Origin of the sequence: Pseudomonas sp. NGC7 (genome assembly GCF_047159675.1) — a bacterium.
GTDB classification, from domain to species: domain Bacteria; phylum Pseudomonadota; class Gammaproteobacteria; order Pseudomonadales; family Pseudomonadaceae; genus Aquipseudomonas; species Aquipseudomonas kermanshahensis.
The window spans coordinates 6011279-6034241 of the sequence record NZ_BAAFZY010000001.1; the positions used below are offsets into that span (position 1 = coordinate 6011279).

The window sequence follows — 22963 nt, forward strand, 5'->3', positions numbered from 1 at the left end:
AGCCGCATGGGCGCAGGCTGGCATCCTTACTGTCAGTGACCGGGGCGCCGAGCTGAGCGGCGAATCAGCCCGATGACCGGCAGCAAGCCCACCAGCACCAGGGTCAAGGCAGGCAGCGAGGCACGCGCCCACTCGCCCTCGCTGGTCATCTCGAACACCCGTACCGCCAAGGTGTCCCAGCCGAACGGGCGCATCAGCAAGGTGGCCGGCATCTCCTTCAACACATCGACGAATACCAGTAGGGCAGCACTCAGTGCACCGGGCACCAGCAACGGCAGATACACCTTGAAAAACAATGCCACGCCGCCGACGCCCAAGCTGCGCGAGGCCTCCGGCAATGAGGGCCGGATACGCTCCAGGCTGCTTTCCAGCGGCCCGTAGGCCACGGCGATGAAGCGCACCAGGTAGGCCAGCAGCAAGGCCGCAAGGCTGCCCAGCAGCAAGGGTTTGCCAGCGCCGCCCAGCCACGTCGAAATCGGCACCACCAGCTGGTTATCGAGGTAACTGAAGGCCAGCATGATCGACACGGCCAGCACCGAGCCTGGCAGGGCATAACCAAGGTTGGCCAGGCCGACCCCGGCGCGGATGCCGCCGGTCGGCGCCTGGCGCCGGGCGAAGGCCAGCAGCAGCGCCACGCTCACCGTGATCAATGCAGCCATGCCGCCCAGGTACAAGGTGTGCAACACCAGGCCGACATAACGCTCGTCCAGGTCATGCCGCCCACGCTGCCAGCACCACACCAGCAGTTGCAGCAGCGGTATGACGAAGGCACAGGCGAACACCAGCAGGCACCAGCCGCTGGCCAGCAGCGCCTTGGCCCCACGCAGGTGATAGAGCGCCTTGCCGCGCGCGCGCTCATTACCCGTGCGGCTCGCGCCGCGGGCACGGCGCTCGCCATACAGCACCAGCATCACCGCCAACAGCAGCAGGCTGGCCAACTGGGCCGCGCTGGACAGGCTGAAGAAGCCGTACCAGGTCTTGTAGATGGCGGTGGTGAAGGTGTCGAAATTGAACACCGCCACCGCACCGAAGTCGGCCAGGGTTTCCATCAATGCCAGGGCGATACCGGCACCGATGGCCGGCCGCGCCATGGGCAGTGCGACGCGCCAGAACGCCTGCAGCGGTGACAGCCCCAGTACCCGGGCCGCCTCCATCAGCCCCCTGCCCTGCGCCAGGAAGGCCGTGCGCGCCAGCAGGTAGACATAGGGGTAGAACACCAGCACAAGCACGATGATCACCCCGCCCGTGGAGCGCACGCGCGGCAGGCGCATCGGCCCGAACACTTCGCGCAGGGCGCTTTGCACCGGGCCGGCAAAATCCAGCAGGCCGACGAAAACGAATGCCAGCACGTAGGCGGGGATGGCAAACGGCAGCATTAGCGCCCAGTCCAGCCAGCGCCGGCCAGGGAATTCGCAGAGGCTGGTGAGCCAGGCCAGGCTGACCCCCAATACGGTCACGCCGATGCCTACGCCTACTACCAGGGTCAGGGTGTTGCCGAGCAGGCGGCTCATCTGGGTGTCGAGCAGGTGTGACCAGATCTGCAGGTCGATCGACTGCCATGACAGCAGCAGGACGCTCAGGGGCAACAGCACCAGGGCGGCGACCAGGGCGACCGGGACGTACCAGCGACGTTGGGGGGTGTGGGGCAAGTTCAGAACTCTCGGTTGCGATTGCGACCGCTGCGCGGTCGTTCGCGGGCAAGCCCGCCCCCACAGGGTTTACACACGCTTCAGTGGAAAACCTGTGGGAGCGGGCTTGCCCGCGAAAGGGCCCTTGCAGGCCCCGGAAGGATAACTTAGTTCCAGCCAGCCCGATCCATCAAGCGAATCGCTTCGGCCTGGCGCTTGCCAGCGATTTCGACCGGAATGCTGTCAGCCTTGAAGCTGCCCCAGGCCGCTACCTCGTCCGATGGCTTGACCTTCGGGTTGGCCGGGAACTCCTGGTTGATGTCGGCGAACAGCTTCTGCGCGTCCTCGCCGGTCATCCATTCCACCAGCTTTTTCGCAGCCTCAGGGTGCGGGGCATGCTTGGTCAGGCCGATACCCGACAGGTTGACGTGCACACCGCGGTCACCTTGGTTGGGCCAGAAGATCTTGACCGGCAACGTGGGGTTTTGTTTGTGCAGGCGCCCGTAGTAGTAAGTGTTGACCACGCCCACGTCGCACTGGCCAGCTTCGATGGCCTGGATCACGGCGTTGTCATCGGAGAACACGTCGGTGGACAGGTTATTCACCCAACCTTTGACGATGGTTTCGGTTTTCGCCTCGCCGTGGTTCTCGATCAAGGTGGCGGTCAGCGACTGGTTGTAGACCTTCTTCGCAGTGCGCAGGCACAGACGCCCTTCCCACTGCTTGTCGGCCAAGGCTTCGTAGGTGCTCAGCTGCTCCGGTTTGACCCGGTCGGTGGAGTAGATGATGGTGCGCGCGCGCAGGCTCAGGCCGGTCCAGTCATGGGACGAGGCCCGGTATTGCGGCGGGATGTTCTGGTCGATGATGTCCGATTTGATCGGTTGCAGGATGCCCATCTGCTCGGCCTGCCAGAGGTTGCCGGCATCGACAGTCAGCAGCAGGTCGGCCACACCGTTCTCGCCCTCGGCCTTGATGCGTTGCATCAACGGGGCTTCCTTGTCGGTGATGAACTTGACCTTGACCCCGGTCTTGGCGGTGTAGGCGTCGAACACCGGCTTGATCAGCTCGTCGATGCGCGAGGAGTACACCACCACTTCTTCCGCTGCCTGGGCAGTGCCGCCGAACAACGTCAGGGCCAGGGCGGCCAGTAGGGGCTTGCGTGGCAACATGAAATGCACTCCTCGGATCGTATGAGAGGCGCAAATGGTAGTGAATCCCATTTTGTCCCTCACCCTCGGAGCCGTTACCGGATGTTGCAGGCCGTGCTAACGTCAGGGCTTGGCCAATTCTGGCAGGTCTCCGCTCAAGCCCAACGCTTGGCGCACGAACAATGCCTTGGCCTCTGGCATCTGCTCCACCAGCTTCAAGCCACTGTTACGCAACCAGCGCAACGGCAGCGGATTGGCCTGGAACAGCCGCTCGAACCCTTCCATGGCGGCCATCAGCCCCAAGTTGTGCGGCATGCGCCGGCGCTCATAGCGGCTCAGCACCTTTACATCTGCCAGCCGTTCGCCGCGCTCGCTGGCATTCACCAGCACCTCGGCCAGCACGGCGGCATCAAGGAACCCCAGGTTGACGCCCTGCCCGGCCAACGGGTGAATGGTGTGCGCGGCATCGCCGATCAGCGCCAGGCCCTCAGCCACATAGCGCTTGGCATGGCGCTGACGCAGCGGCACGCACACGCGTGGGTCGGCCTGTAGCGCCTCGCCCAGGCGCCCCTCGAAGGCCCGCTCCAGGGCCTTGAGGAAGGCCGGCTCGTCCAGCGCCATCAGTTGCTCGGCATGCTCTGGCGTGGTCGACCAGACGATCGAGCACCAGTCCTGCTGGCCCTCACGTGTCAGCGGCAGAAACGCCAGCGGGCCCTCGTCGGTAAAGCGTTGCCAGGCCGTGGCCTGGTGCCCCGCGCTGCAACGTACGCTGGTGACGATGGCGTGGTGCAGGTAATCCCACTCACGGGTTTCGCAGCCGGTCAGGCGGCGTACCGCCGAGTTGGCGCCATCCGCCGCCACCACCAACGGCGCCCGCAGTTGGCGGCCGTCGGCCAGGGTCAGCAGCCACTCGTCACCGGAACGGCGCAGTTGCTCGAGCCGCGCGTTGGGCAACAGGCCGATGTCGCTGTCATGCAGACGCTCCAGCAAGCCATCCTGCACCACCCGGTTTTCGACGATGTGGCCGAGCACCTGGGCATGCACGCTGGCCGCCGAGAAGTGGATCTGGCCCGTACCGCTGCCATCCCAGACGTGCATGTCGGTATACGGCGTGGCCCGTCGCCGGGCGATGCCATCCCAGGCGCCTAGGCGCTCCAGAATGCGCTGGCTGGCCGCCGACAGGGCACTGACGCGCGGCTCGAACGGCGCTTCGGTATCGAAGGGTTTTACCGACAGCGGGCTGCCGTCGAGCAGGAGAATGTCCAAGCCACTGTGGCGCAATGCCAGGGCCAGGGCGCTGCCGACCATACCGGCACCGACAATCAACAGATCTGCGCGCATTTCCATGCCTTACGCCTGCCTCGCTTGCGGCTTGAGCCGCACGTATAGGGTTTTATCGACCCGCGCTACCAGTTCGCCGGCGCCGTCGCGGATGTCCACCTGCAGCCGCGGCAGGCACTTCTTGCCGGTGGCGGTCTGCTGGCGAATGTCGTCGAGCAGGGCGTCATCGAGGTGGAACTCGGCGTACACGGGGCCTTTGCCCGGCGAGATGAAATCGATGCTCGCCGCCTTGTCCCAGACGATGTACTCGCGCCCCAACTGCTCGATCAGCAGCAGCATGTAGAACGGGTCGACCATCGAGTAGAGGCTGCCGCCGAACTGGGTACCGACGTAGTTGCGGTTCCAGCGGGTAAGCTTCATGCGGACCTTGACGCTGCGCATGTCCGGGCTGATGTGCTGCACGCGGATACCGGCGCCCAGGTACGGCGGGTAAAAGTTCAGTAACCAGCGCAACATGCGGGCCCTGCGCGCCAGTCTGCGCGGATTGCTCATGCCTGGCCCCGCGGATCGGGGCGCGTACCCAGGCCCATGGCCTGGCGGGCAAACCAGCTTTTTGCCGGCGGCAGCAGGTCGAGCCCGAGCAGGCCAATGTTGCGCCCGGCAGCCAGCAACGGCTGGTTGCTGCCGAACAGGCGGGTGACCTGGTCGGAGAAGCCGATGGTCAGCGCCTGGTCCAGGCGCTGACGCTGGTGGTAGGCCCGCAAGGTGCCCAGGTCACCGGGGTGCTGCGGGCCCGCCAGCAGAGCGTGTGCAAGCACCTGGACGTCACGCAGCGACAGGTTGAAGCCCTGGCCGGCAATGGGGTGCAGGCTGTGCGCAGCGTTGCCCAGCACCACCAGGTGCGGACGTACCTGTTCTTCAGCCTCGACCAGTGCCAGCGGGTAGAGATGCCTTGCACCCACTTGGCGTAAGGCCCCAAGACGATAGCCGAAGGCGTCCTGCAGTTCGCGCAGGAAGCTGCGTTCATCAATTTCGGCCAAGCGCTGAGCGTCCATGCCCTGACGGGTCCAGACCAGCGCGCAGCGGTTTTCCGGCAGTGGCAGCAGGGCCATCGGGCCGGTTTCGGTGAACCGCTCGAACGCCTGGCCGCGGTGGGCTTCGCCAGGCGTGATGTTGGCGATCAGGGCGCTTTGCTCATAGGGCGTGCGGCGCACATGAATACCCAGCTGCTCACGCAGGCCAGAGCGGCCGCCATCGGCCAGCACTGCCAAGTCGCATTCCAGGCTGGTGTCATCATCCAGCTGCAGGCGATAACCGCCTTCGATGGCGTGCATCGCCCTCACTTCGGCGGGGCAACGCCAGCTCACCACCTCAGGGTCCAACCCCTGCCACAGGCACTGCCCGAGCCAGGCGTTTTCCACCACGAAACCCAGCGCTGGCACGCCTTCTTCGTGCGCATCGAGGCGCGTGGCACCGAACCGGCCACGGTCCGATACCTGAATCTGCAGGATAGGCTCGGCGCGCTGGCTGATGGCCTGCCACAACCCCAACTGCTGGTAGATCTGTTGCGTGCCATACGACAACGCCGACGAGCGTGCATCGTAGCTGGGCTGGAAGCTATGGCCGGGTGCGAACGGCTCGATCAGCAGGATCTTCCAGCCTCGCGCCTTGGCCCCGGCCTGCAGGGCCAACGCCAGGCTCGCGCCGACCAGGCCGCCACCGATGATCGCCAAGTGGACCCGGTTCATGCCGCGTCCTTGCGCGCAGCCTGCATCAGCGCCTCAATCTCGGCGACTGTGCGGGGTACACCCGACGTCAGAATTTCACAGCCCTGCCTGGTCACTACCACGTCGTCCTCGATCCTTACGCCGATGCCGCGCCACTTCTTGGCCACCGCCTGGTTGTCGGCGGCGATGTAGATGCCCGGTTCGACGGTCAGCGCCATGCCGGGCTCCAGCACGCGCCACTGGCCGCCCACTTTGTATTCGCCCACATCGTGCACATCCATGCCCAGCCAGTGCCCGGCGCGGTGCATGTAGAACGCGCGGTAGGCTTCGCTTTCGATCAGCCCCTGCACATCGCCCTTGAGCAGCCCCAGCTCCACCAGGCCCTCGGTGATGACCTGCACGGTCGCCTCGTGGGCGTGGTTCCAGTGCTTGCCGGGGGCGATTTCGGCGAAGGCTGCCGCCTGGGCCTTCAGCACCAGCTCGTAGATGGCCTTCTGCTCGGGCGAAAAACGCCCGCTGACCGGGAACGTACGGGTGATGTCGCTGGCATAGCAGTCGATTTCGCAGCCCGCATCGATCAACACCAGGTCGCCGTCCTTGAGCGGGGCGTCATTCTGCTGATAGTGCAGGATGCAGCCATTGCGCCCGGCCGCGACGATCGAGCCATAGGCCGGCATTTTCGCGCCGCCTTTACGGAACTCGTAATCCAGCTCGGCTTCCAGGCTGTACTCATGCAGCCCGGCACGGCAGGCCTGCATGGCACGCACGTGGGCACGGGCGGAAATGTCTGCGGCAGCGCGCATCACCTTCACTTCTGCCGCCGATTTATACAGGCGCATGTCGTGCAGCAGATGATCCAGCGCAACGAACTCGTTCGGCGGCTGGGCACCCAGGCGCGCCTTGGAGCGGATCACGTTGATCCAGTCCATCAGCCGGCGATCGAATTCCGGGTTGCTGCCCATGGCGCTGTACACCCGCTCCCGGCCCTCGATCAGGCCCGGCAGGATCTCGTCGATGTCGGTGATCGGGAAGGCATCGTCGGCGCCAAAATCACGCACCGCACCTTCCTGGCCGGCGCGCAGCCCTTCCCACTGCTCGCGCTCAGGGTTGCGCTCGCGGCAGAACAGCACGTACTCGCCATGTTCACGGCCCGGGATCAGCGCAATCACCGCCTCGGGCTCGGGAAAGCCGCTGAGGTACTGGAAATCGCTGTCCTGGCGGTACACGTGCTCGACGTCGCGGTTGCGAATGGCAACGGCGGCGGCGGGCAGGATGGCGATGCTGTTGGGGACCATCTGCGCCATCAGCGCCTTGCGCCGACGGGCATACTCGGCCTTGGGAATGTGGCTCATGGGCAGACTACCCCCGGTTGATCAGTGCAACGATGGCTTGGACGCAGGTGCGGCCGGCTTGGCCAGTTCGGAGAACAGCAGCAGCGGCGCGACGCGCAGGTATTCCATGACTTCCATGTAGTCGCTCTCGCCGTCTTCGGACTCTTCGAGGGCTTCTTGTACCTGGGAGATTGCCACCAGGTCCTGCAGCACGTCTTTGGCTTCGGTGGACAGGTCCTTGCCACCGGCGTTCAGGCCAAAGCCCGTGATGAAGCCTTGGCACCACTGGCCCAGCGCCTCAGCACGGTCAGCCAGCGCGGCATCATCGGTCGGCAGCAGCAGGACGATGGCCATGTCATCGCTGGTGAGCTCGCCCTTGACCATCTCTTGCAAGCCGATCAGGGCGTTGCGGACGGTGTCACCGGGTTCGTTTTCCAGCAGTTGGGCGGCGTCGGCCAGCCAGGCGTCGGCATCGAAGCCGGCACCGGCGCAGCTGCGCCCGACCAGCAAGCCGTGCAGCTCGGCAGGAGTGACAGGGTGGCCGTTGCTGGTAAGCAGCATGGCGAAGGCAATGTAGGGCGATTGGGTATTGGGCATGGGCAACTAGGCGCCAGACGGCGCAATGACTAGAATGGAGACCTTGTATCCTAGCACCGGCAGGCGCGCCAAGACCATCGGCACTGGCCGTCGCGGCCCGGGGAGAGGCATCATCGCCAGGTGACTCAACGACGGAGCGATTCGAGTGCAACCCACGCAAGAGAACGACCTGCAAGCGCTGATGAGCCGATTCGAGTTGCTGATCGAACGTGTCGAGCAACTAAAACGGCAAAATGCACTCCTAGTAGCTCAGGAAAAATCCTGGCGCGAAGAGCGCGCCCACCTCATCGAAAAGAACGAGATCGCAAGGCGCAAGGTCGAGTCGATGATTTTACGCCTCAAGGCTCTGGAGCAAGACTCATGAGTTCAAGCAATAGCGTCACCGTGCAGATCCTCGACAAGGAATACTCGATCATCTGCCCGCCGGAAGAGCGCAACAACCTGGTCAGCGCCGCGCGCTACCTGGACGGCAAGATGCGCGAGATCCGCAGCAGCGGCAAGGTGATCGGCGCCGACCGCATCGCGGTCATGGCTGCGTTGAACATTACCCACGAGATGCTGCACCGCCAGGAAGACCGTAGCGCTGCCCCGGTCGCTGGCACCAACCGCGAACAGGTGCGCGACCTGCTGGATCGGGTCGATAAGGCTTTGTCCGACGACACGGATACCAAAATCGGCTGAGATTGGTATACTGGCGCCACTCCCTGGGGGATGCGCCAGTCGGTTATGTCCCTGAGCCGATACGCACAACCACGGGGGTTGCACGCTGGGGCCGGTGTGCATGTCCGCTCGACGGAAAGCCTTAACGCCCCCTGCAATCTCCACCTTGAACTTTCGGGTTCAAGGGCTACACCGATAGCGGTCTTATCGGGGAGCCTTATTTTTTTGTCCGCCCTTGCTGCGGGCATACCCCTACCAGTCGCGACAACTGGGAACGCCTGTGCCATGACCGACACCGCGCCGCTCACCCGCCCCCAGCTTCGTCGCCTGCTCCGCAATGCCCGCCGCGCACTGACGCCTGCCCAGCAGCGCCAAGCCGCCCTTGGCCTATACCGCCAGCTGGCGCAAGACCCGCTGTTCCGCCGCGCCCGGCACATTGCCCTGTACCTGCCCAACGACGGTGAAATCGACCCCTACCTGCTATTGCGCGAAGCCCAGCGACGCGGCAAACGTACTTACCTGCCGGTGCTGCACGCCTGGCCGCGCACACGCATGGTGTTTCAGCGTTTCGAACAGGGTGAAAAACTCAAGCGCAACCGCTTCCGTATTCCAGAGCCACTGACCGACCGCAAACGCCAACGCCCGATCTGGGCTCTGGACCTGATCCTGCTGCCGCTGGTGGGTTTCGATGAAGTGGGTGGCCGCTTGGGCATGGGCGGTGGTTTCTATGACCGCAGCCTGGCCTACCAGGCGCGCCGCAAGACCTGGAAGAAACCTTTGCTATTGGGGCTGGCGCATGAATGCCAGAAGGTCGAGCGGCTGGCACAGGCCAGTTGGGATGTACCATTGCAAGGCACGGTCTCGGACCGCGACTGGTACCTGGCGCCGAACTGAGCGGCGCCAGCGGAGGGCATCAACGTTGCGGCTGGCTGGCGTCGACCGGCATTTGATAGGCGGTGTCCAGCTTACGTTCCAGGAACCCTTGCGCATAACCAGTGGTGACCACACCCAGGCCAAAAATGAACACCAGGATCCACAGCAGATCCGGCTTTTTGCGTTGATTCATCGAAGATTGCCCCCCAGGCAAACTGTTTCGGCTTGGCGATTTTCTGAGTATCGCCAGAGCATCTCGCTTTAAACGGGGCGCATTTTCCGACAACCTGCGCCCACACGCAAACATTGGCGCCAACCGGCTGTCGGTTTCGTGCAACAGGTTATTTCAAACCTTTTCAGGAGCAGCATGCATGGCCTATTGGCTGATGAAATCCGAGCCCGACGAGCTCTCGATCGAAGCCCTTGGCCGGCTGGGCGAAGCGCGCTGGGACGGCGTGCGTAACTACCAGGCGCGCAACTTTTTGCGGGCCATGAGCGTGGGCGACGAGTTCTTCTTCTACCACTCCAGCTGCCCGCAACCGGGCATTGCTGGCATCGCCCGCATCACTGCGGCGGCCTACCCGGACCCGACCGCACTGGACCCAGAAAGCCACTACTACGACCCCAAGGCCACCGCCGAGAAGAACCCGTGGAGTGCGGTGGACGTGGCCCATGTGAAAACCCTGCCCAAGGTGCTCGACCTTGGCAGGCTCAAACAACAGGCTGCACTTGCCGAATTGCCGCTGGTGCAAAAAGGCAGCCGCCTGTCGGTGATGCCGGTTACCCCTGAACAATGGGCGGCCATTGTCGCGCTGAAGTGAAGGTGGGCTAGGATCAAGGGGTTTGACCGATATCAACACGCCATGGATAGCCGCACGCCACGATAGGGGCGTGCATTGAGCAGGATGCTGACTGATGAATCGATATGCCCCCAGGGTCTTCGCCACTGCATTGATCGCCCTTCTGGCGACCGCGGCAGGGCTGGGTTACTGGAAGTCGCTGCATGACCAGCTGCCGGAAGGCCTGAGCATGGGCAACGGCCGTCTCGAGGCGACCGAAGTGCAAATTGCCACCAAGGTCCCCGGGCGTTTGGCCGAAGTGCGGGTCGACGAAGGCGACAAGGTGATCCGTGGCCAACTGCTGGCCCGTATCGACACCCGCACAATGGAAGCCCAGCGCAACCAGGCCGAGGCCGAAGTGCTGCGCGCCCAGGAAAACTACGCGGCGGCCCAGGCCAGCGTGCAACTGCGCCAGAGTGAGCTGCTGCTCGCCGGCCAGGAACTCAAGCGCGTGCGCGAGATTTTCAAGCGCAACTATGCCAGCCAACAACTGCTCGACCAGCAGCAGGCCCGCTTCGACACCGCGAACGCGGCGGTGGTTGCGGCGCGCGCCCAGCTGGCAGCCGTCAAGGCCGCCATCGGCGCCGCCCAGGCCCAAGTCGCCCAGCTGACCAGCGAGATCGACGAGAGCAGCCTGCGCGCGCCCATCGACGGCATCATCCAGCTGCGCCTGGCCGAGCCGGGTGAGGTCTTGGGCGCTGGCGGTCGCGTGTTGATGCTGATCGACCCGAGCGACCAGTACATGAACCTCTACCTCCCAGCCTCCACCAGCGGCCGGCTGACCGTTGGCGATCAGGCACGCATCGTCCTCGATGCGCTGCCCGATCAGGCGTTGCCGGCGAAGGTAGCGTTTGTCGCCGCCAAGGCGCAGTTCACCCCGAAACAGGTCGAAACCCGCGATGAGCGGCAGAAACTGGTGTTTCGCGTAAAACTGCGCCTGAGCGACCCAAGCGCCGTGCCGCAAGCCAAGCCGGGCATGCCGGGCGCTGGCTATGTGCGCACGGCTGACGTGGACTGGCCGGCCAACCTGCAATGAACGCGCCGGCACTGCTGGCCGAGGGCATCAGCCACCGTTATGGTGACCTGATCGCCTTGCAGACGCTGGGTTTCAGCCTGCCCAGCGGCACCCGCTGTGCACTGATCGGGCCTGATGGGGCCGGCAAATCGACCCTGCTCGGGCTGATCGCCGGCGTAAAACGCCTGCAGCAGGGCGAGTTGCAGGTGCTGGGCGGCTCGATCCGCCAACGACGCCACCGCGCTGCGCTGTACCCCAAGGTCGCGTTCATGCCCCAAGGGCTGGGCAACAACCTGTACCCCGAGCTGTCGATCAGCGAGAACATTCGTTTTTTCGCCACGCTGTTTGGCCTGGGCCGGCAAGAATGCGAACAGCGTATGGCCAACCTGCTGCAGGCCACCGACCTGCATCGCTTCGCCGAGCGCCCGGCCGGCAAGCTGTCGGGCGGCATGAAGCAGAAACTGGGCCTGTGCTGCGCGCTGATCCACGAACCTGACCTGCTGATCCTCGACGAACCCACGACCGGGGTCGACCCCCTGTCGCGGCGACGCTTCTGGGAACTGGTCGAGCAGGTACGCGAACAACGCCCGCAATTGACGCTGCTGGTGGCCACTGCCTATATGGAGGAAGCCGAGCAGTTCGAGCATTGCCTGATGCTCGATGGCGGCCGGCTGATTGCCGCGGGCCCCAGCCACACATTGGCGGGCGTCACGCCCAGCGGCAAACTGGACGATGCCTTCACCCATTTCCAGGGGGCAGGCAGTACGCAACATGCGCCGTTGGCTATCCCGCCACGCTCGGCAAATGACGGCCTGATCGCCATCGAAGCGCATGACCTGACCCTGCGCTTTGGTGACTTCACCGCGGTCAACAAGGTCAGCTTCGCCATTGGCCGTGGGGAAATTTTTGGTTTTCTCGGCTCCAACGGCTGCGGCAAGACCAGCACCATGAAAGTGCTTACGGGCCTGGTTCCCGCCAGCGAGGGCAGTGCTAGCCTGCTGGGCCGCCCGGTGGACGCCAGCGACCTGGCCACGCGCAAGCGGGTTGGTTTCATGTCGCAGAGTTTCTCGCTGTATGGTGAGCTCAGCACCCGTCAGAACCTCACGCTGCATGCGCGCCTGTTCGACCTCCCCAAAGCCGACAGCGCGCAGCGCATCAGCGAACTGATCGAGCGCTTCGGCCTGCGCGACATCGCCGACCAGCCGTCAGGCGCCCTGCCCCTCGGCCTGCGCCAGCGCCTGTCACTGGCCGTCGCGGTGCTGCACCGCCCTGAAGTGCTGATCCTTGACGAGCCGACTTCCGGCGTCGACCCTGCCGCCCGGGATGACTTCTGGCGACTGCTGGTGGAGTTGTCGCGCGAGCAAGGCGTGACCATTTTCCTCTCTACGCACTTCATGAACGAAGCCCAGCGCTGCGATCGCATTTCGTTCATGCACGCCGGGCGCGTGCTCGCCTGTGACACGCCTGATGCCCTGCAACGCCAGTACGCCGGCGAAACGCTGGAAGACGCCTTTGTGCGCTGCCTGGAGCAAGCCCAGGAGGCCGTACCCCAGGCCCCGCAAAACACTGTGCTGGAACAGCCGGCAGCGGCCACACCACCGTTGCGCCAAGGTTTCAGCCTGCGCCGCCTGCTGGCGGTGGCCAGCCGGGAGGGCAAGGAGCTGCTGCGCGACAAGGTGCGCCTGGCCTTCGCCCTGCTCGGCGCCGTGTTCATGATGGTGATCTTTGGCTATGGCATCTCGCTGGATGTAGAGAACCTCGCCTTCGCCGTTCATGACCAAGACCAAAGCCCGCAAAGCCGGGCCTACCTCGAAGCGTTTCGCGGATCACGGTATTTCGCTGAGCAGGCGCCGATTCGCGATACCCGTGAAATGCACCAACGCCTGCAACGTTCCGAAATCAAACTGGCGCTGGAGATCCCACCCGGCTTTGGCCGTGACCTTTACGCCGGTCGCCAACCGGTGGTGGCTGCCTGGCTCGACGGCGGCATGCCGTTCCGTGCGGAGACCAGCCGCAACTATGTTGAAGCGGTGCACCAGGCGAACCTCGAACAATTTGCCGCGGCCAGCCAGCAACCGGTGCAGCGCCAGGAGCCGGTGCGCCTGGAAACACGCTTCCGCTACAACCAGGACGTGGTCAGCGTGAATGCCATCGGGCCCGGCGTCATGGCGCTGATCCTGGCGTTCATCCCGGCCATGCTCACCGCCCTGGGCATCGTCCGGGAAAAAGAACTTGGCTCCATCACCAACTTCTACGCCACGCCCCTCACCCGCCTGGAGTTTCTGCTCGGCAAGCAGCTGCCCTACCTGGCCGTAAGCCTGGTCAACCTGGCGTTGCTGGTGGCGATGAACCGCTGGTTGTTTGCCGTACCGCTCAAGGGCAGCGTGCTGGCCCTGGCCTGCGGCGGCGTCGCCTACCTGCTGGCGACCACCAGCCTGGGCTTGTTGATCTCGGCCTTCACCCGCACCCAGATCGCGGCCATCCTGGGCACCATGATCATCACCAGCCTGCCGACCATCCAGTTCTCCGGCCTGATCGTGCCACGCTCGTCGCTCGATGGCGCCGCGGCAGTGATGGGCCAACTGTTCCCGGCGGGTTACTTCCTGGACATCGCGGTCGGCACCTTCACCAAAGCGCTGGGCCTGCGCGAGCTGTGGCCGCAGTGCCTGATCCTGCTGAGCTTCTTCGCCGTGTTCACCGGCCTGAGCCTGGCCATGCTGAAGAAGCAGGAGGCCTGACATGTCGCGCCTGAACCATACCCTGCGCCTGGGCCTGAAAGAGCTGACCAGCCTGCGCCACGACAGCGTGCTGCTGCTGTTTTTGCTGTATGCCTTCAGCGTGGCGATCTACATGCCGGCGGCGGGCTCGGTGATCGGCGTGCACAACGCCAGCGTTGCCGTGGTGGACGAAGACCATAGCCAGCTCTCGCGCAAGCTCACCGAGTCACTGCAACCGCCCGAGTTTCAACCTGCCGTGCCGCTGCCCCCAGACCGCCTGGACCAGGCCATGGACAGCGGCCAGTACACCTTCGTGATCAATGTGCCGGTGAACTTCCAGAGCGACCTGCTGGCCGGGCGCTCACCCGAGCTGCAGATCAACGTCGACGCCACGGCCATGAGCCAGGCGTTCATGGGCGCCGGCTACATCGGCCGGATTTTCGAGCGTGAGCTGCTCGACTATGCCCAGCGCACCACAACCCAGAGCCCCGTGCTGATCAACCCCAAGGCACTGTTCAACCCCAACCTGGAGGGTGGCTGGTTTCTGGCCGTGATCCAGATCATCAACAACATCACCATCCTGGCGATCATCCTCACCGGCACGGCGCTGTTGCGCGAGCGTGAGCACGGCACCCTCGACCACTTGCTGGTGCTGCCGCTAACCGCTTTGGAAATCATGCTGGCGAAAATCGCCAGCAACGCGCTGGTGGTGGTGCTGTGTACCTGGGTGTCGCTCATCGTGGTGGTCAAAGGCGCCCTGGGCGTGCCGCTGTCTGGCTCCATGGGGCTGTTCCTGGCCGTGACCGCGCTGTACCTGTTCGCCAGTACCGCATTGGGCATCTTCCTCGCCACCCTGGCGCGCTCGACACCTCAATTCGGCCTGCTGGCGATCCCGGTCATCATCCCGATGCTGTTGCTGTCTGGCGGCAGTACCCCGCTGGACAGCATGCCGCAGTGGCTGCAGTGGGTCATGCAGGGCTCGCCGTCGACGCATTTCGTCAGCCTCGGCACCGCGATCCTGTTCCGCGACGCCGGCGTGGCCGTGGTATGGCCAGACATCCTGGCCCTGGCCGTGATCGGCCTGGTGTTCTTCAGCGTGGCGCTGGCGCGCTTTCGGCGGACGCTGGCGTCCTGAGAGAGTGTCGCTGGGGAATATGAGAACGACACAAAGACAAAGGGCGCCTTCCGGCGCCCTACTCACAGACAGGTCGGCTTGTCATCGCCATCTACCTGCCCGGCTCTGTGATTGCTGGTTAACCAGGATCCGCAGAGTCTTACAAGCCCCTTACGGGAACAGGATGGATTATCACGCATCAGGTGCTTTATTGACAACAGACTGCACTGTTGCTGGATGTGTGAAGCCCAGCGTGAAGCAAACGGCGGCCCTAACAGCGGCAAAATGCTCGGGCTGCATTGTAAAAGTCATATATTCCCGGCCACCTCCCTGCCGCGACTTGACGCGGCATCTGTCCAGCCTGGAGGTTGCAACCGTGTAGATCATGTCGCACTTGGCCCAGCATGTCAGATCAGGGCCAGGCAAATAACTCGGCAGGACAACGTGATGCCTGGCCAAGTGATCAGGAGCAGTGGTGCTCAACGGGATTATCGTCACCAACTGGCGATTTTGACTGTGCTTGCGAAGAACGACGACGGGCCGCACCTTGATCATTTCAGGTGCTTGAAATCCTGAAAAATCGCACATCAGTACAGTCGCCTCTTTCGGTTGGTACTTCAAAGGCATTGCCAATACTCTCGAGCAACTGAAGACGAGGCACAATTTAACGCGGCCATCGCATCAGAAACTGTAAATTGGCGGACGTACAAGGAAGACAGAAAGGTCCTACGACTAGGGTTAGTCTGAGCTCGTTTCAGACACAAATGACGAGGCCCTGCTGGAGGCCTGCGCCCTAATAGAAGCCGCTGTCGCCGGCTTGCCGGCGATGGGCCCCAAGGGTTTCAGGTCACTGCACAATCAGGTTGTTGAACAGCAGGTCTTCGACAATTGGCTTGCCCTCTTCCGCTTCCATCACCTGCTGCACCTGCTTCAAGGCTTCCTGGCGCAGTTGCTCCTTGGCGTCGACGTTGCTCATCTTGTCCACCGTCTGCTGGGTGAACAACGCCACCAGCTGGTTACGGATCAAGGGCTCGTGGTGTTTCACAGCCTTGGCGGCTTCATCACCGGTCACGCGCAGGGCTACGTCGGCCTTGTAGACACGCAGCTTGGGGCTGCCGTCGAGGGCATAGTTACCGACAAAGGGTGGGCTCAGGGTGATGTAGGCGACCTTGGGCGCCCCTTCCTTGGCTTCTTCGGCCACGGCCGCAACTGGCAGCATCAGGGCCAGCACCATCAAGATCCACGCTTTCACGAATTCGCTCCTCAATACAATTGGCGCCAGCTTACCCAGCACACCGCTCAAACCCAAGCCCTGGCTTATGCCGGCCCATCAGGGTAGGCCATGCTCGTTGACCAGGCAGGTGGCCCTCCTACACTTATCGGCCACTACCCGCAAAGGAATAGCCCCGATGAAAGCTGTGTTGTGCAAAACCTTGGGCCCGGCGCGCGACCTGGTACTGGAAGACGTCGCCAGCCCCGTGCCGAAAAAGAACGAGATCCTGCTGGATGTGCAGGCTGCGGGCGTCAACTTCCCCGATACCTTGATCATCGAAGGTAAATACCAGTTCCAGCCACCGCTGCCGTTTTCCCCAGGTGGCGAAGCGGCCGGTGTGGTGGTTGCGGTCGGCGAGAAGGCCGGTGCGTTCAAGGTGGGCGATCGGGTCATGGCCCTCACGGGGTGGGGTGCGTTCGCCGAACAGGTGGCGGTGCCCTTCTACAACGTGATGCCGATCCCCGAGCACATGGACTTCACCACCGCCGCCGCCTTCGGCATGACCTATGGCACCTCGATGCATGCACTCAAGCAGCGCGGTCACCTACAGCCGGGTGAAACCCTGCTGGTGCTGGGGGCCTCAGGGGGTGTGGGCCTGGCGGCCGTGGAAATAGGCAAGGCCATGGGCGCCCGGGTGATCGCTGCAGCCAGCAGCGCCGAAAAACTGGCCGTGGCCAAGGCTGCCGGCGCCGATGAGCTGATCGACTACAGCCAGGCCAGCCTCAAGGACGAGATCAAGCGCCTGACCGGCGGCCAGGGCGTGGACGTGATCTACGACCCGGTGGGTGGCGAGCTGTTCGACCAGGCGGTAAGGGGCCTGGCCTGGAATGGCCGGCTGCTGGTGGTGGGGTTTGCCAGCGGGGCGATCCCACAGCTGGCGGCGAACCTGGTGCTGCTCAAGGGCGCAGCGGTCGTGGGGGTGTTTTGGGGGGCGTTTGCCCAGCGTCAGCCGGAGCAGAATGCAGCTAACTTCCGTCAGCTGTTTGCCTGGCTGGGTGAAGGCAAGCTGAAGCCGCTGGTGTCGGAGACTTATCCACTGGCTGAGGCGGGGGCTGCCATTGAGAAGCTGGGGCAGCGGCAGGCTGTGGGTAAGTTGGTGGTGCTGACTAGCTAGCGTCTGGCTGCTTGATTGCCTGCTCGGGCCTCTTCGCGGGGCAAGCCCGCTCCCATAGATTATCCACTGCCCTCAAGTCGGCTCGGGTGCCTGTGGGAGCGGGCTTGCCCCGCGAAGAGGCCGGTACTGCCAGTCAATAAATCAGACTTCCCGCAGGTTATGACAGCGCCTGAACCGCGCCTCCAGGTTGCGATCCGGCATTTGGTGGCTGCGCAACGCATTCAACGTCTGTTCCACATACTCGCGCGTGGTGCCATATCGCCCCTTGGCACTGGCTAGGATCTGGCTGAGCAGTGTGTCGGGCAAATTCCCCGCATAGCACGGCAAATGGCGCTCCAGCACAAACCCCAAGGCCTGCACCTTGCTGCCATCACCCAACCGGCAGCTGAGCCAATGCGGGCGGTAGGCCGGGTACGGCATCTCGCGTTGCCACAGGGCCATCAGCGAATCATCCAGGTTGCTTTCATCCAGCCGATAGGCAAAACCACTGCATGACCCACCACGGTCCAGGCCAAACACCAGGCCGGGCGTTTCCGGTGTGCCACGGTGCTCGTGCGACCACAGGTACAGCCCACGGTGATAACCGTGCACCCGTGCGCGCTGCCGCTCTACCGAACTGCACTCCGGTCGCCAGATCAACGAACCATAGGCGAACAACCACACCGGCCCGCCTTCATGGCGTGACATGGTCAGTTGCATGGAGTTGATCAATTGCTCGCGGGTCAGTTGCTGGCCGAAGTCGAGCGCCGGAGGGTAAGCACTTGTCCAGGACAAACTTTCAATTGCCGACATACGCTGCCGCCATTATTCCCTGTGAACTACAGATGAATCGAGAATCGCTGTGTGCCGGGGTTTGCGCCCCGCACCTAAGGTGTCTGCATTAACCTTAGGATAGAAACGCGCCAACACTCAAGCCTGAAAGCTAAAGTTTCACGCGAACTTCCGACGATTGGAGAGCATTGTTTCGAGCGCAGTGAAAGTTATTAGCCAAGGCGGTAACAATTACCGCCTTATACCCACTCGGTTGAACTTGAGTTATTAGCCGCGCGGCGCGTAGGCAAATACATCGGCGCGCATGCGGTGTGCATCCATACCGGCCTCGACCAGGGCATCGAGGGTGGCATAGACCATGTTTGGCGAGCCGCTGGCGTAGACGTGCACGCCGTTGAGGTCGTGGATGTCTTCGCAAACGGCCTCGTGCAGCATGCCGCAACGGCCTTCCCACCCACACAGGTCACTGACGACCTTGTGCAGGAACAGGTTGGGCAGGCGCAACCATTCGTCCCAATGCTCGATCTGGTAAAAGTCCTCAGGCCGACGCACACCCCAGTAAAGGTGTACCGGATGCTTGAAGCCCTGGGCACGGCAATGCTCGACCAGGCTGTGCATCTGGCCCATTCCCGTACCGGCGGCGATCAGCACCAACGGCCCGTCTGGCAACTCGGCCAGGTGCGCATCACCGAAAGGCATTTCGATGCGCGCCAGGCGATCACGCTGCAGTTGCTCGATCAGCTGCAGCGCGCTGGGCTCACGCGCCAGCACGTGCAGTTCCAGCTCACGCCCACCATGGGGCGCAGAGGCCAGGGAGAACGCCGCCTGCTTGCCGCCCTCGCGCTCGATCATCAGGTACTGACCGGCGTGATAACGCGGCGGCTTGCCGGCAGGCGCACGCAGGCGCACGCGCCAGACGTCGCCACCGACCTCGACGCATTCGCTCACGCTACACGCCAGCTTGCGCACTGGCAGCTCGCCCAGGGCGAGCACACCGTCCCAGAGCAACACGCAATCCTCCAGCGGTTCGGCAATACAGGTGAACAGCTCGCCATGGTCGCGTACTTCGCCGTTCTGGCGGACGCTCCCTTCCACCAGTAACGCGGCGCAAACATGGCAATTGCCATTGCGGCAGCTGTTCGGGCAGTCATAGCCGAGCCGCCGCGCTCCATCCAGGATCCGTTCCCCGGGTTCAAGCGCCAGCACTGCCCCGGACGGCTGCAACGTTACCTGCATCAATCTATTCCCAACTGATCCCACAGCTCATCGATACGGCGGGTGACGGCCTCGTCCTTGACGATGACCCGTCCCCATTCGCGTGTAGTCTCGCCCGGCCACTTGTGGGTGGCGTCCAGGCCCATCTTCGACCCCAACCCGGACACCGGCGACGCGAAGTCCAGGTAGTCGATCGGGGTGTTGTCGATCATCACCGTATCACGCTTGGGGTCCATGCGCGTGGTGATGGCCCAGATCACATCGTTCCAGTCGCGGGCGTTGATGTCATCGTCGGTGACGATAACAAACTTGGTGTACATGAACTGTCGCAGGAACGACCACACACCCAGCATCACGCGCTTGGCGTGGCCTGGGTATTGTTTTTTTATGGTCACCACCGCCATGCGGTACGAGCAACCTTCCGGTGGCAGGTAGAAGTCGACGATTTCCGGGAACTGCTTTTGCAGGATCGGCACGAACACTTCGTTCAGCGCCACGCCGAGAATCGCCGGCTCATCCGGCGGGCGGCCCGTGTAAGTGCTGTGGTAGATCGGTTTTTGCCGGTGAGTGATGCGCTCGACCGTGAACACCGGGAAGCTGTCCACTTCGTTGTAATAGCCGGTGTGGTCGCCGTAGGGGCCTTCCGGCGCCATTTCGCCCGGGTGAATCACACCTTCGAGAATGATCTCGGCGGTGGCCGGTACCTGCAGGTTGCTGCCACGGCACTTGACCAGCTCGGTGCGGTTGCCACGCAGCAGGCCAGCGAAGGCGTATTCGGACAGGGTATCCGGCACCGGCGTCACGGCGCCCAGGATGGTTGCAGGGTCTGCGCCCAGCGCCACGGCCACTGGGAACGGCTGGCCGGGGTGCTTCTCGCACCATTCGCGGTAATCCAGCGCGCCGCCACGGTGGCTCAGCCAGCGCATGATGACCTTGTTGCGGCCGATGACCTGCTGGCGGTAGATGCCCAGGTTCTGGCGGTCCTTGTTCGGGCCGCGGGTAACGGTCAGGCCCCAGGTAATCAGCGGGGCCACATCGCCTGGCCAGCAGTGCTGGATCGGCAACTGGCCAAGGTCGACGTCGTCACCTTCGACCACCACTTCCTGGCACACCGCATCCTTGACCACCTTCGGCGCCATCGACACGACTTTCTTGAAGATCGGCAGCTTCGACCAGGCATCTTTCAGGCCTTTCGGCGGCTCTGGTTCTTTGAGGAAGGCCAGCAGCTTGCCGATTTCGCGCAGTTCTTCGACCGACTCGGCGCCCATGCCCATGGCCACCCGCTCGGGCGTGCCGAACAGGTTGCCCAGTACCGGGATGTCGTACCCCGTGGGCTTCTCGAACAGTAACGCCGGGCCTTTGGCACGCAGGGTGCGGTCGCAGACCTCGGTCATTTCCAGGACGGGAGAAATCGGAACCTGGATGCGCTTGAGTTCACCGCGCTGTTCCAGGCCACGGATGAAGTCGCGCAAGTCGCGATACTGCATGCAGGAGCCTCGTGTTGGCCGTATCGGTCGGGGTGCAGAGTGTAGCGCCGTTCGGCGCCTAATGGCCAAAAATGACTTGGGGCCGCTTCGCGCCCCATCGCGACACAAGGCCGCTCCTACAGGTAATGCATAATCCTGTAGGAGCGGCCTTGTGTCGCGATGGGGCGCGAAGCGGCCCCAATCGATTCCAGCCTGAAACGCTTACTTACGCTTCATCGACAAGAAGAACTCGTCGTTGGTCTTGGTCTGCTTGAGCTTGTCGACCAGGAACTCGATGGCGGCGATTTCGTCCATCGGGTGCAGCAGCTTGCGCAGGATCCACATGCGCTGCAGTTCGTCGTCGGCGGTCAGCAGCTCTTCGCGGCGGGTGCCGGAGCGGTTGATGTTGATGGCCGGGAACACACGCTTCTCGGCGATACGACGGTCCAGGGGCAGCTCCATGTTGCCGGTACCCTTGAACTCTTCGTAGATCACTTCGTCCATCTTCGAGCCGGTTTCGACCAGCGCGGTGGCGATGATGGTCAGCGAACCGCCTTCTTCGATGTTACGCGCGGCACCGAAGAAACGCTTCGGCTTCTCCAGGGCGTGGGCGTCGACACCACCGGTGAGGACCTTGCCGGAGCTCGGGATCACGGTGTTGTAGGCACGTGCCAGACGGGTGATGGAGTCGAGCAGGATGACCACGTCTTTCTTGTGCTCGACCAGGCGCTTGGCCTTCTCGATGACCATCTCGGCAACCTGCACGTGGCGGGTTGGCGGCTCGTCGAAGGTCGAAGCGACCACTTCGCCGCGCACGGTGCGCTGCATTTCGGTCACTTCTTCCGGGCGCTCGTCGATCAGCAGGACGATCAGGTGGCACTCGGGGTTGTTACGGGTGATGTTCGCCGCGATGTTCTGCAGCATGATCGTTTTACCCGCTTTCGGCGGGGCGACGATCAGGCCACGCTGGCCTTTGCCGATCGGGGCGCACAGGTCGATGACGCGGCCGGTCAAGTCTTCGGTGGAACCGTTACCGGCTTCCATCTTCAGGCGCTTGTTGGGGAACAGCGGCGTCAGGTTTTCGAACAGGATCTTGTTCTTCGCGTTTTCAGGGCGATCGAAGTTGATCGTGTCGACCTTCAGCAGGGCGAAGTAACGCTCCCCTTCCTTCGGCGGGCGGATCTTGCCGACGATGGTATCGCCGGTACGCAGGTTGAAACGGCGGATCTGGCTAGGCGAGACGTAGATGTCGTCGGGGCCGGCCAGGTAGGACGCATCAGCCGAACGCAGGAAACCGAAACCATCCTGGAGAATCTCCAGCACGCCGTCACCCGAGATCTCTTCGCCGCTTTTCGCGTGCTTCTTCAGCAGGGCGAAAATCACGTCCTGTTTGCGCGAACGGGCCATGTTTTCGATGCCCATCTGTTCGGCCATTTCCAGCAGATCGGTAATCGGCTTTTGCTTGAGTTCAGTCAGGTTCATAAGGGGAGTGACGTAATCATGTATGAAGGGAGGATTAAGCTTCTGGCTTAATGAAGCCGCGCCGCTAGAAGGCGATAGGATCGCGCACAGATTCTAATTAGGAGTGCGTCGGCGACGGCGTGCAGGGGGCACTGGAGAAGCAGTGCGAGGCCGAATGTAACACTTGCTTTTTTCGACGTCTAGTGGGTTGGAAAAGAAAAGCCCCGGTATTTCCGGGGCTTTTTCACATCACAGGTGGGCGTCGAGGAACGCGGCCAGCTGCGATTTGGACAGTGCGCCGACCTTGGTAGCCTCGACGTTGCCGTTCTTGAACAGCATCAGCGTCGGGATGCCACGCACGCCATGCTTGGCCGGGGTTTCCTGGTTGTCGTCGATGTTCAGCTTGGCGACAGTCAGTTTGCCTTCGTAGGTGGAAGCGATGTCGTCCAGAACCGGAGCGATCATCTTGCATGGACCGCACCATTCAGCCCAGTAGTCGACCAGCACCGGGCCTTGGGCTTGCAGGACTTCGGCCTCGAAGGTGGCGTCGGTGACGTGTTTGATCAGATCGCTGCTCATGGATATCTCCGGGGTCGTAAGCATAAAAACGTGGCCCATCATAGCCGCAGAGGCTGACTACAGGAAGTCACAGACGATTGAGTGTAACTATAGTTGTGCAAGACGCCGCGAATCGAAACTGTCATATGCGTGTCATAACATCGAATGGCACATT

23 protein-coding genes and 1 other RNA gene are annotated in these 22963 nt (G+C 63.1%); 9 read left to right on the forward strand and 15 right to left on the reverse strand.

Annotation, left to right across the window (positions count from 1 at the left end; translation table 11 throughout):
- Positions 1-32: 32 nt before the first annotated feature.
- The 7 genes from ACMCNM_RS26820 to ACMCNM_RS26850 form a co-directional block, all read right to left on the reverse strand.
- On the reverse strand, positions 33-1649 hold the full coding sequence (locus ACMCNM_RS26820) for an ABC transporter permease (RefSeq protein WP_412765729.1): 1617 nt from the start codon (positions 1647-1649) through the stop codon (positions 33-35).
- 146 nt (positions 1650-1795) lie between these two features.
- Positions 1796-2797: an extracellular solute-binding protein gene (locus ACMCNM_RS26825; RefSeq protein WP_099430747.1), complete on the reverse strand. Its 1002-nt coding sequence runs from the start codon at positions 2795-2797 to the stop codon at positions 1796-1798.
- A 102-nt stretch (positions 2798-2899) separates the two neighbouring features.
- Positions 2900-4117, reverse strand: coding sequence for a 2-octaprenyl-3-methyl-6-methoxy-1,4-benzoquinol hydroxylase (locus ACMCNM_RS26830; RefSeq protein WP_412765966.1), 1218 nt, complete (start codon positions 4115-4117; stop codon positions 2900-2902).
- Positions 4118-4126: 9 nt separating this feature from the next.
- Positions 4127-4609 carry a DUF4442 domain-containing protein gene (locus ACMCNM_RS26835; RefSeq protein WP_412765730.1) on the reverse strand — a complete coding sequence of 161 codons (483 nt, stop codon included), beginning with the start codon at positions 4607-4609 and terminating at the stop codon, positions 4127-4129.
- A complete protein-coding gene (gene ubiH, locus ACMCNM_RS26840; RefSeq protein ID WP_265968692.1) occupies positions 4606-5805 on the reverse strand; it encodes a 2-octaprenyl-6-methoxyphenyl hydroxylase in 1200 nt (399 codons plus the stop codon). Before ubiH ends, ACMCNM_RS26835 begins: the two co-directional genes overlap by 4 nt.
- Positions 5802-7136, reverse strand: a complete 1335-nt coding sequence (pepP, locus tag ACMCNM_RS26845; protein ID WP_099430752.1) for a Xaa-Pro aminopeptidase — start codon at positions 7134-7136, stop codon at positions 5802-5804. The genes ubiH and pepP overlap by 4 nt, the downstream gene beginning before the upstream one ends.
- Before the next feature lie 21 nt (positions 7137-7157).
- Entirely contained in the window at positions 7158-7712 is a 555-nt protein-coding gene (locus ACMCNM_RS26850) for a YecA family protein (RefSeq protein ID WP_027592234.1), read from the reverse strand.
- Between the two features lie 181 nt (positions 7713-7893).
- Between ACMCNM_RS26850 and ACMCNM_RS26855 the strand changes: the two genes are divergently transcribed.
- The 4 genes from ACMCNM_RS26855 to ACMCNM_RS26870 all read left to right on the forward strand — a co-directional run bounded on the left by ACMCNM_RS26855 (position 7894) and on the right by ACMCNM_RS26870 (position 9266).
- The gene (locus ACMCNM_RS26855) at positions 7894-8076 is read left to right on the forward strand and encodes a TIGR02449 family protein (RefSeq protein ID WP_033693939.1); all 183 of its coding nucleotides are present in this window, start codon (positions 7894-7896) and stop codon (positions 8074-8076) included.
- Positions 8073-8393, forward strand: a complete 321-nt coding sequence (locus ACMCNM_RS26860; RefSeq protein ID WP_027592233.1) for a cell division protein ZapA — start codon at positions 8073-8075, stop codon at positions 8391-8393. Before ACMCNM_RS26855 ends, ACMCNM_RS26860 begins: the two co-directional genes overlap by 4 nt.
- A 17-nt stretch (positions 8394-8410) precedes the next feature.
- A non-coding RNA gene (gene ssrS, locus ACMCNM_RS26865) (6S RNA) lies at positions 8411-8590 on the forward strand.
- A 67-nt stretch (positions 8591-8657) separates the two neighbouring features.
- Positions 8658-9266 carry a 5-formyltetrahydrofolate cyclo-ligase gene (locus ACMCNM_RS26870; protein WP_027592232.1) on the forward strand — a complete coding sequence of 203 codons (609 nt, stop codon included), beginning with the start codon at positions 8658-8660 and terminating at the stop codon, positions 9264-9266.
- A 19-nt stretch (positions 9267-9285) separates the two neighbouring features.
- Here the strand turns inward: ACMCNM_RS26870 and ACMCNM_RS26875 are convergent, their stop codons facing one another.
- Positions 9286-9438, reverse strand: a complete 153-nt coding sequence (locus ACMCNM_RS26875) for a hypothetical protein (protein WP_172960392.1) — start codon at positions 9436-9438, stop codon at positions 9286-9288.
- 178 nt (positions 9439-9616) lie between these two features.
- Between ACMCNM_RS26875 and ACMCNM_RS26880 the strand changes: the two genes are divergently transcribed.
- The 4 genes from ACMCNM_RS26880 (at position 9617) to ACMCNM_RS26895 (ending at position 14951) form a co-directional block, all read left to right on the forward strand.
- Positions 9617-10066: an EVE domain-containing protein gene (locus ACMCNM_RS26880; protein ID WP_099430754.1), complete on the forward strand. Its 450-nt coding sequence runs from the start codon at positions 9617-9619 to the stop codon at positions 10064-10066.
- A gap of 94 nt (positions 10067-10160) precedes the next feature.
- A complete protein-coding gene (locus tag ACMCNM_RS26885) occupies positions 10161-11120 on the forward strand; it encodes an HlyD family secretion protein (RefSeq protein WP_412765731.1) in 960 nt (319 codons plus the stop codon).
- Positions 11117-13837 (forward strand): ribosome-associated ATPase/putative transporter RbbA, encoded by a 2721-nt coding sequence (gene rbbA, locus ACMCNM_RS26890; protein WP_412765732.1) that lies wholly within the window; start codon positions 11117-11119, stop codon positions 13835-13837. Before ACMCNM_RS26885 ends, rbbA begins: the two co-directional genes overlap by 4 nt.
- A gap of 1 nt (position 13838) precedes the next feature.
- Positions 13839-14951, forward strand: a complete 1113-nt coding sequence (locus tag ACMCNM_RS26895; protein ID WP_412765733.1) for an ABC transporter permease — start codon at positions 13839-13841, stop codon at positions 14949-14951.
- Between the two features lie 171 nt (positions 14952-15122).
- Here ACMCNM_RS26895 and ACMCNM_RS26900 read toward each other — a convergent pair whose 3' ends face one another.
- Together ACMCNM_RS26900 and ACMCNM_RS26905 are read right to left on the reverse strand one after the other, a co-directional pair.
- Entirely contained in the window at positions 15123-15557 is a 435-nt protein-coding gene (locus ACMCNM_RS26900; protein ID WP_099455683.1) for a type II toxin-antitoxin system PemK/MazF family toxin, read from the reverse strand.
- Positions 15558-15777: 220 nt separating this feature from the next.
- On the reverse strand, positions 15778-16182 hold the full coding sequence (locus ACMCNM_RS26905; RefSeq protein WP_027592226.1) for a flagellar basal body-associated protein FliL: 405 nt from the start codon (positions 16180-16182) through the stop codon (positions 15778-15780).
- 157 nt (positions 16183-16339) lie between these two features.
- On the opposite strand from ACMCNM_RS26905, the gene ACMCNM_RS26910 reads away from it, so the two are divergent.
- A complete protein-coding gene (locus ACMCNM_RS26910; RefSeq protein WP_412765734.1) occupies positions 16340-17317 on the forward strand; it encodes an NADPH:quinone oxidoreductase family protein in 978 nt (325 codons plus the stop codon).
- Positions 17318-17458: 141 nt separating this feature from the next.
- On the opposite strand, the gene ACMCNM_RS26915 is transcribed toward ACMCNM_RS26910, so the two are convergent.
- The 5 genes from ACMCNM_RS26915 to trxA form a co-directional block, all read right to left on the reverse strand.
- Positions 17459-18109 (reverse strand): gamma-glutamylcyclotransferase, encoded by a 651-nt coding sequence (locus tag ACMCNM_RS26915; protein ID WP_099430759.1) that lies wholly within the window; start codon positions 18107-18109, stop codon positions 17459-17461.
- A gap of 246 nt (positions 18110-18355) precedes the next feature.
- Positions 18356-19324, reverse strand: a complete 969-nt coding sequence (locus tag ACMCNM_RS26920) for a CDP-6-deoxy-delta-3,4-glucoseen reductase (protein WP_027592223.1) — start codon at positions 19322-19324, stop codon at positions 18356-18358.
- Positions 19324-20790, reverse strand: a complete 1467-nt coding sequence (gene ubiD, locus ACMCNM_RS26925; protein WP_412765735.1) for a 4-hydroxy-3-polyprenylbenzoate decarboxylase — start codon at positions 20788-20790, stop codon at positions 19324-19326. Before ubiD ends, ACMCNM_RS26920 begins: the two co-directional genes overlap by 1 nt.
- 201 nt (positions 20791-20991) lie before the next feature.
- The gene (rho, locus tag ACMCNM_RS26930; protein ID WP_003253661.1) at positions 20992-22251 is read right to left on the reverse strand and encodes a transcription termination factor Rho; all 1260 of its coding nucleotides are present in this window, start codon (positions 22249-22251) and stop codon (positions 20992-20994) included.
- Between the two features lie 228 nt (positions 22252-22479).
- Positions 22480-22809: a thioredoxin TrxA gene (gene trxA / locus ACMCNM_RS26935; RefSeq protein WP_009684153.1), complete on the reverse strand. Its 330-nt coding sequence runs from the start codon at positions 22807-22809 to the stop codon at positions 22480-22482.
- Positions 22810-22963: the final 154 nt, after the last annotated feature.

Excerpts from the sequence above, each read along its gene's own strand:
- ACMCNM_RS26825 (WP_099430747.1), bottom strand. The coding sequence starts at position 2,797 with ATGTTGCCACGCAAGCCCCTACTGGCCGCCCTGGCCCTGACGTTGTTC.
- ACMCNM_RS26830 (WP_412765966.1), bottom strand. The coding sequence starts at position 4,117 with ATGCGCGCAGATCTGTTGATTGTCGGTGCCGGTATGGTCGGCAGCGCC.
- ACMCNM_RS26835 (WP_412765730.1), bottom strand. The coding sequence starts at position 4,609 with ATGAGCAATCCGCGCAGACTGGCGCGCAGGGCCCGCATGTTGCGCTGG.
- ubiH (WP_265968692.1), bottom strand. The coding sequence starts at position 5,805 with ATGAACCGGGTCCACTTGGCGATCATCGGTGGCGGCCTGGTCGGCGCG.
- pepP (WP_099430752.1), bottom strand. The coding sequence starts at position 7,136 with ATGAGCCACATTCCCAAGGCCGAGTATGCCCGTCGGCGCAAGGCGCTG.
- ACMCNM_RS26850 (WP_027592234.1), bottom strand. The coding sequence starts at position 7,712 with ATGCCCAATACCCAATCGCCCTACATTGCCTTCGCCATGCTGCTTACC.
- ACMCNM_RS26855 (WP_033693939.1), top strand. The coding sequence starts at position 7,894 with ATGAGCCGATTCGAGTTGCTGATCGAACGTGTCGAGCAACTAAAACGG.
- ACMCNM_RS26860 (WP_027592233.1), top strand. The coding sequence starts at position 8,073 with ATGAGTTCAAGCAATAGCGTCACCGTGCAGATCCTCGACAAGGAATAC.
- ACMCNM_RS26870 (WP_027592232.1), top strand. The coding sequence starts at position 8,658 with ATGACCGACACCGCGCCGCTCACCCGCCCCCAGCTTCGTCGCCTGCTC.
- ACMCNM_RS26875 (WP_172960392.1), bottom strand. The coding sequence starts at position 9,438 with ATGAATCAACGCAAAAAGCCGGATCTGCTGTGGATCCTGGTGTTCATT.
- ACMCNM_RS26880 (WP_099430754.1), top strand. The coding sequence starts at position 9,617 with ATGGCCTATTGGCTGATGAAATCCGAGCCCGACGAGCTCTCGATCGAA.
- ACMCNM_RS26885 (WP_412765731.1), top strand. The coding sequence starts at position 10,161 with ATGAATCGATATGCCCCCAGGGTCTTCGCCACTGCATTGATCGCCCTT.
- rbbA (WP_412765732.1), top strand. The coding sequence starts at position 11,117 with ATGAACGCGCCGGCACTGCTGGCCGAGGGCATCAGCCACCGTTATGGT.
- ACMCNM_RS26895 (WP_412765733.1), top strand. The coding sequence starts at position 13,839 with ATGTCGCGCCTGAACCATACCCTGCGCCTGGGCCTGAAAGAGCTGACC.
- ACMCNM_RS26900 (WP_099455683.1), bottom strand. The coding sequence starts at position 15,557 with ATGCCTTTGAAGTACCAACCGAAAGAGGCGACTGTACTGATGTGCGAT.
- ACMCNM_RS26910 (WP_412765734.1), top strand. The coding sequence starts at position 16,340 with ATGAAAGCTGTGTTGTGCAAAACCTTGGGCCCGGCGCGCGACCTGGTA.
- ACMCNM_RS26915 (WP_099430759.1), bottom strand. The coding sequence starts at position 18,109 with ATGTCGGCAATTGAAAGTTTGTCCTGGACAAGTGCTTACCCTCCGGCG.
- ACMCNM_RS26920 (WP_027592223.1), bottom strand. The coding sequence starts at position 19,324 with ATGCAGGTAACGTTGCAGCCGTCCGGGGCAGTGCTGGCGCTTGAACCC.
- ubiD (WP_412765735.1), bottom strand. The coding sequence starts at position 20,790 with ATGCAGTATCGCGACTTGCGCGACTTCATCCGTGGCCTGGAACAGCGC.
- rho (WP_003253661.1), bottom strand. The coding sequence starts at position 22,251 with ATGAACCTGACTGAACTCAAGCAAAAGCCGATTACCGATCTGCTGGAA.
- trxA (WP_009684153.1), bottom strand. The coding sequence starts at position 22,809 with ATGAGCAGCGATCTGATCAAACACGTCACCGACGCCACCTTCGAGGCC.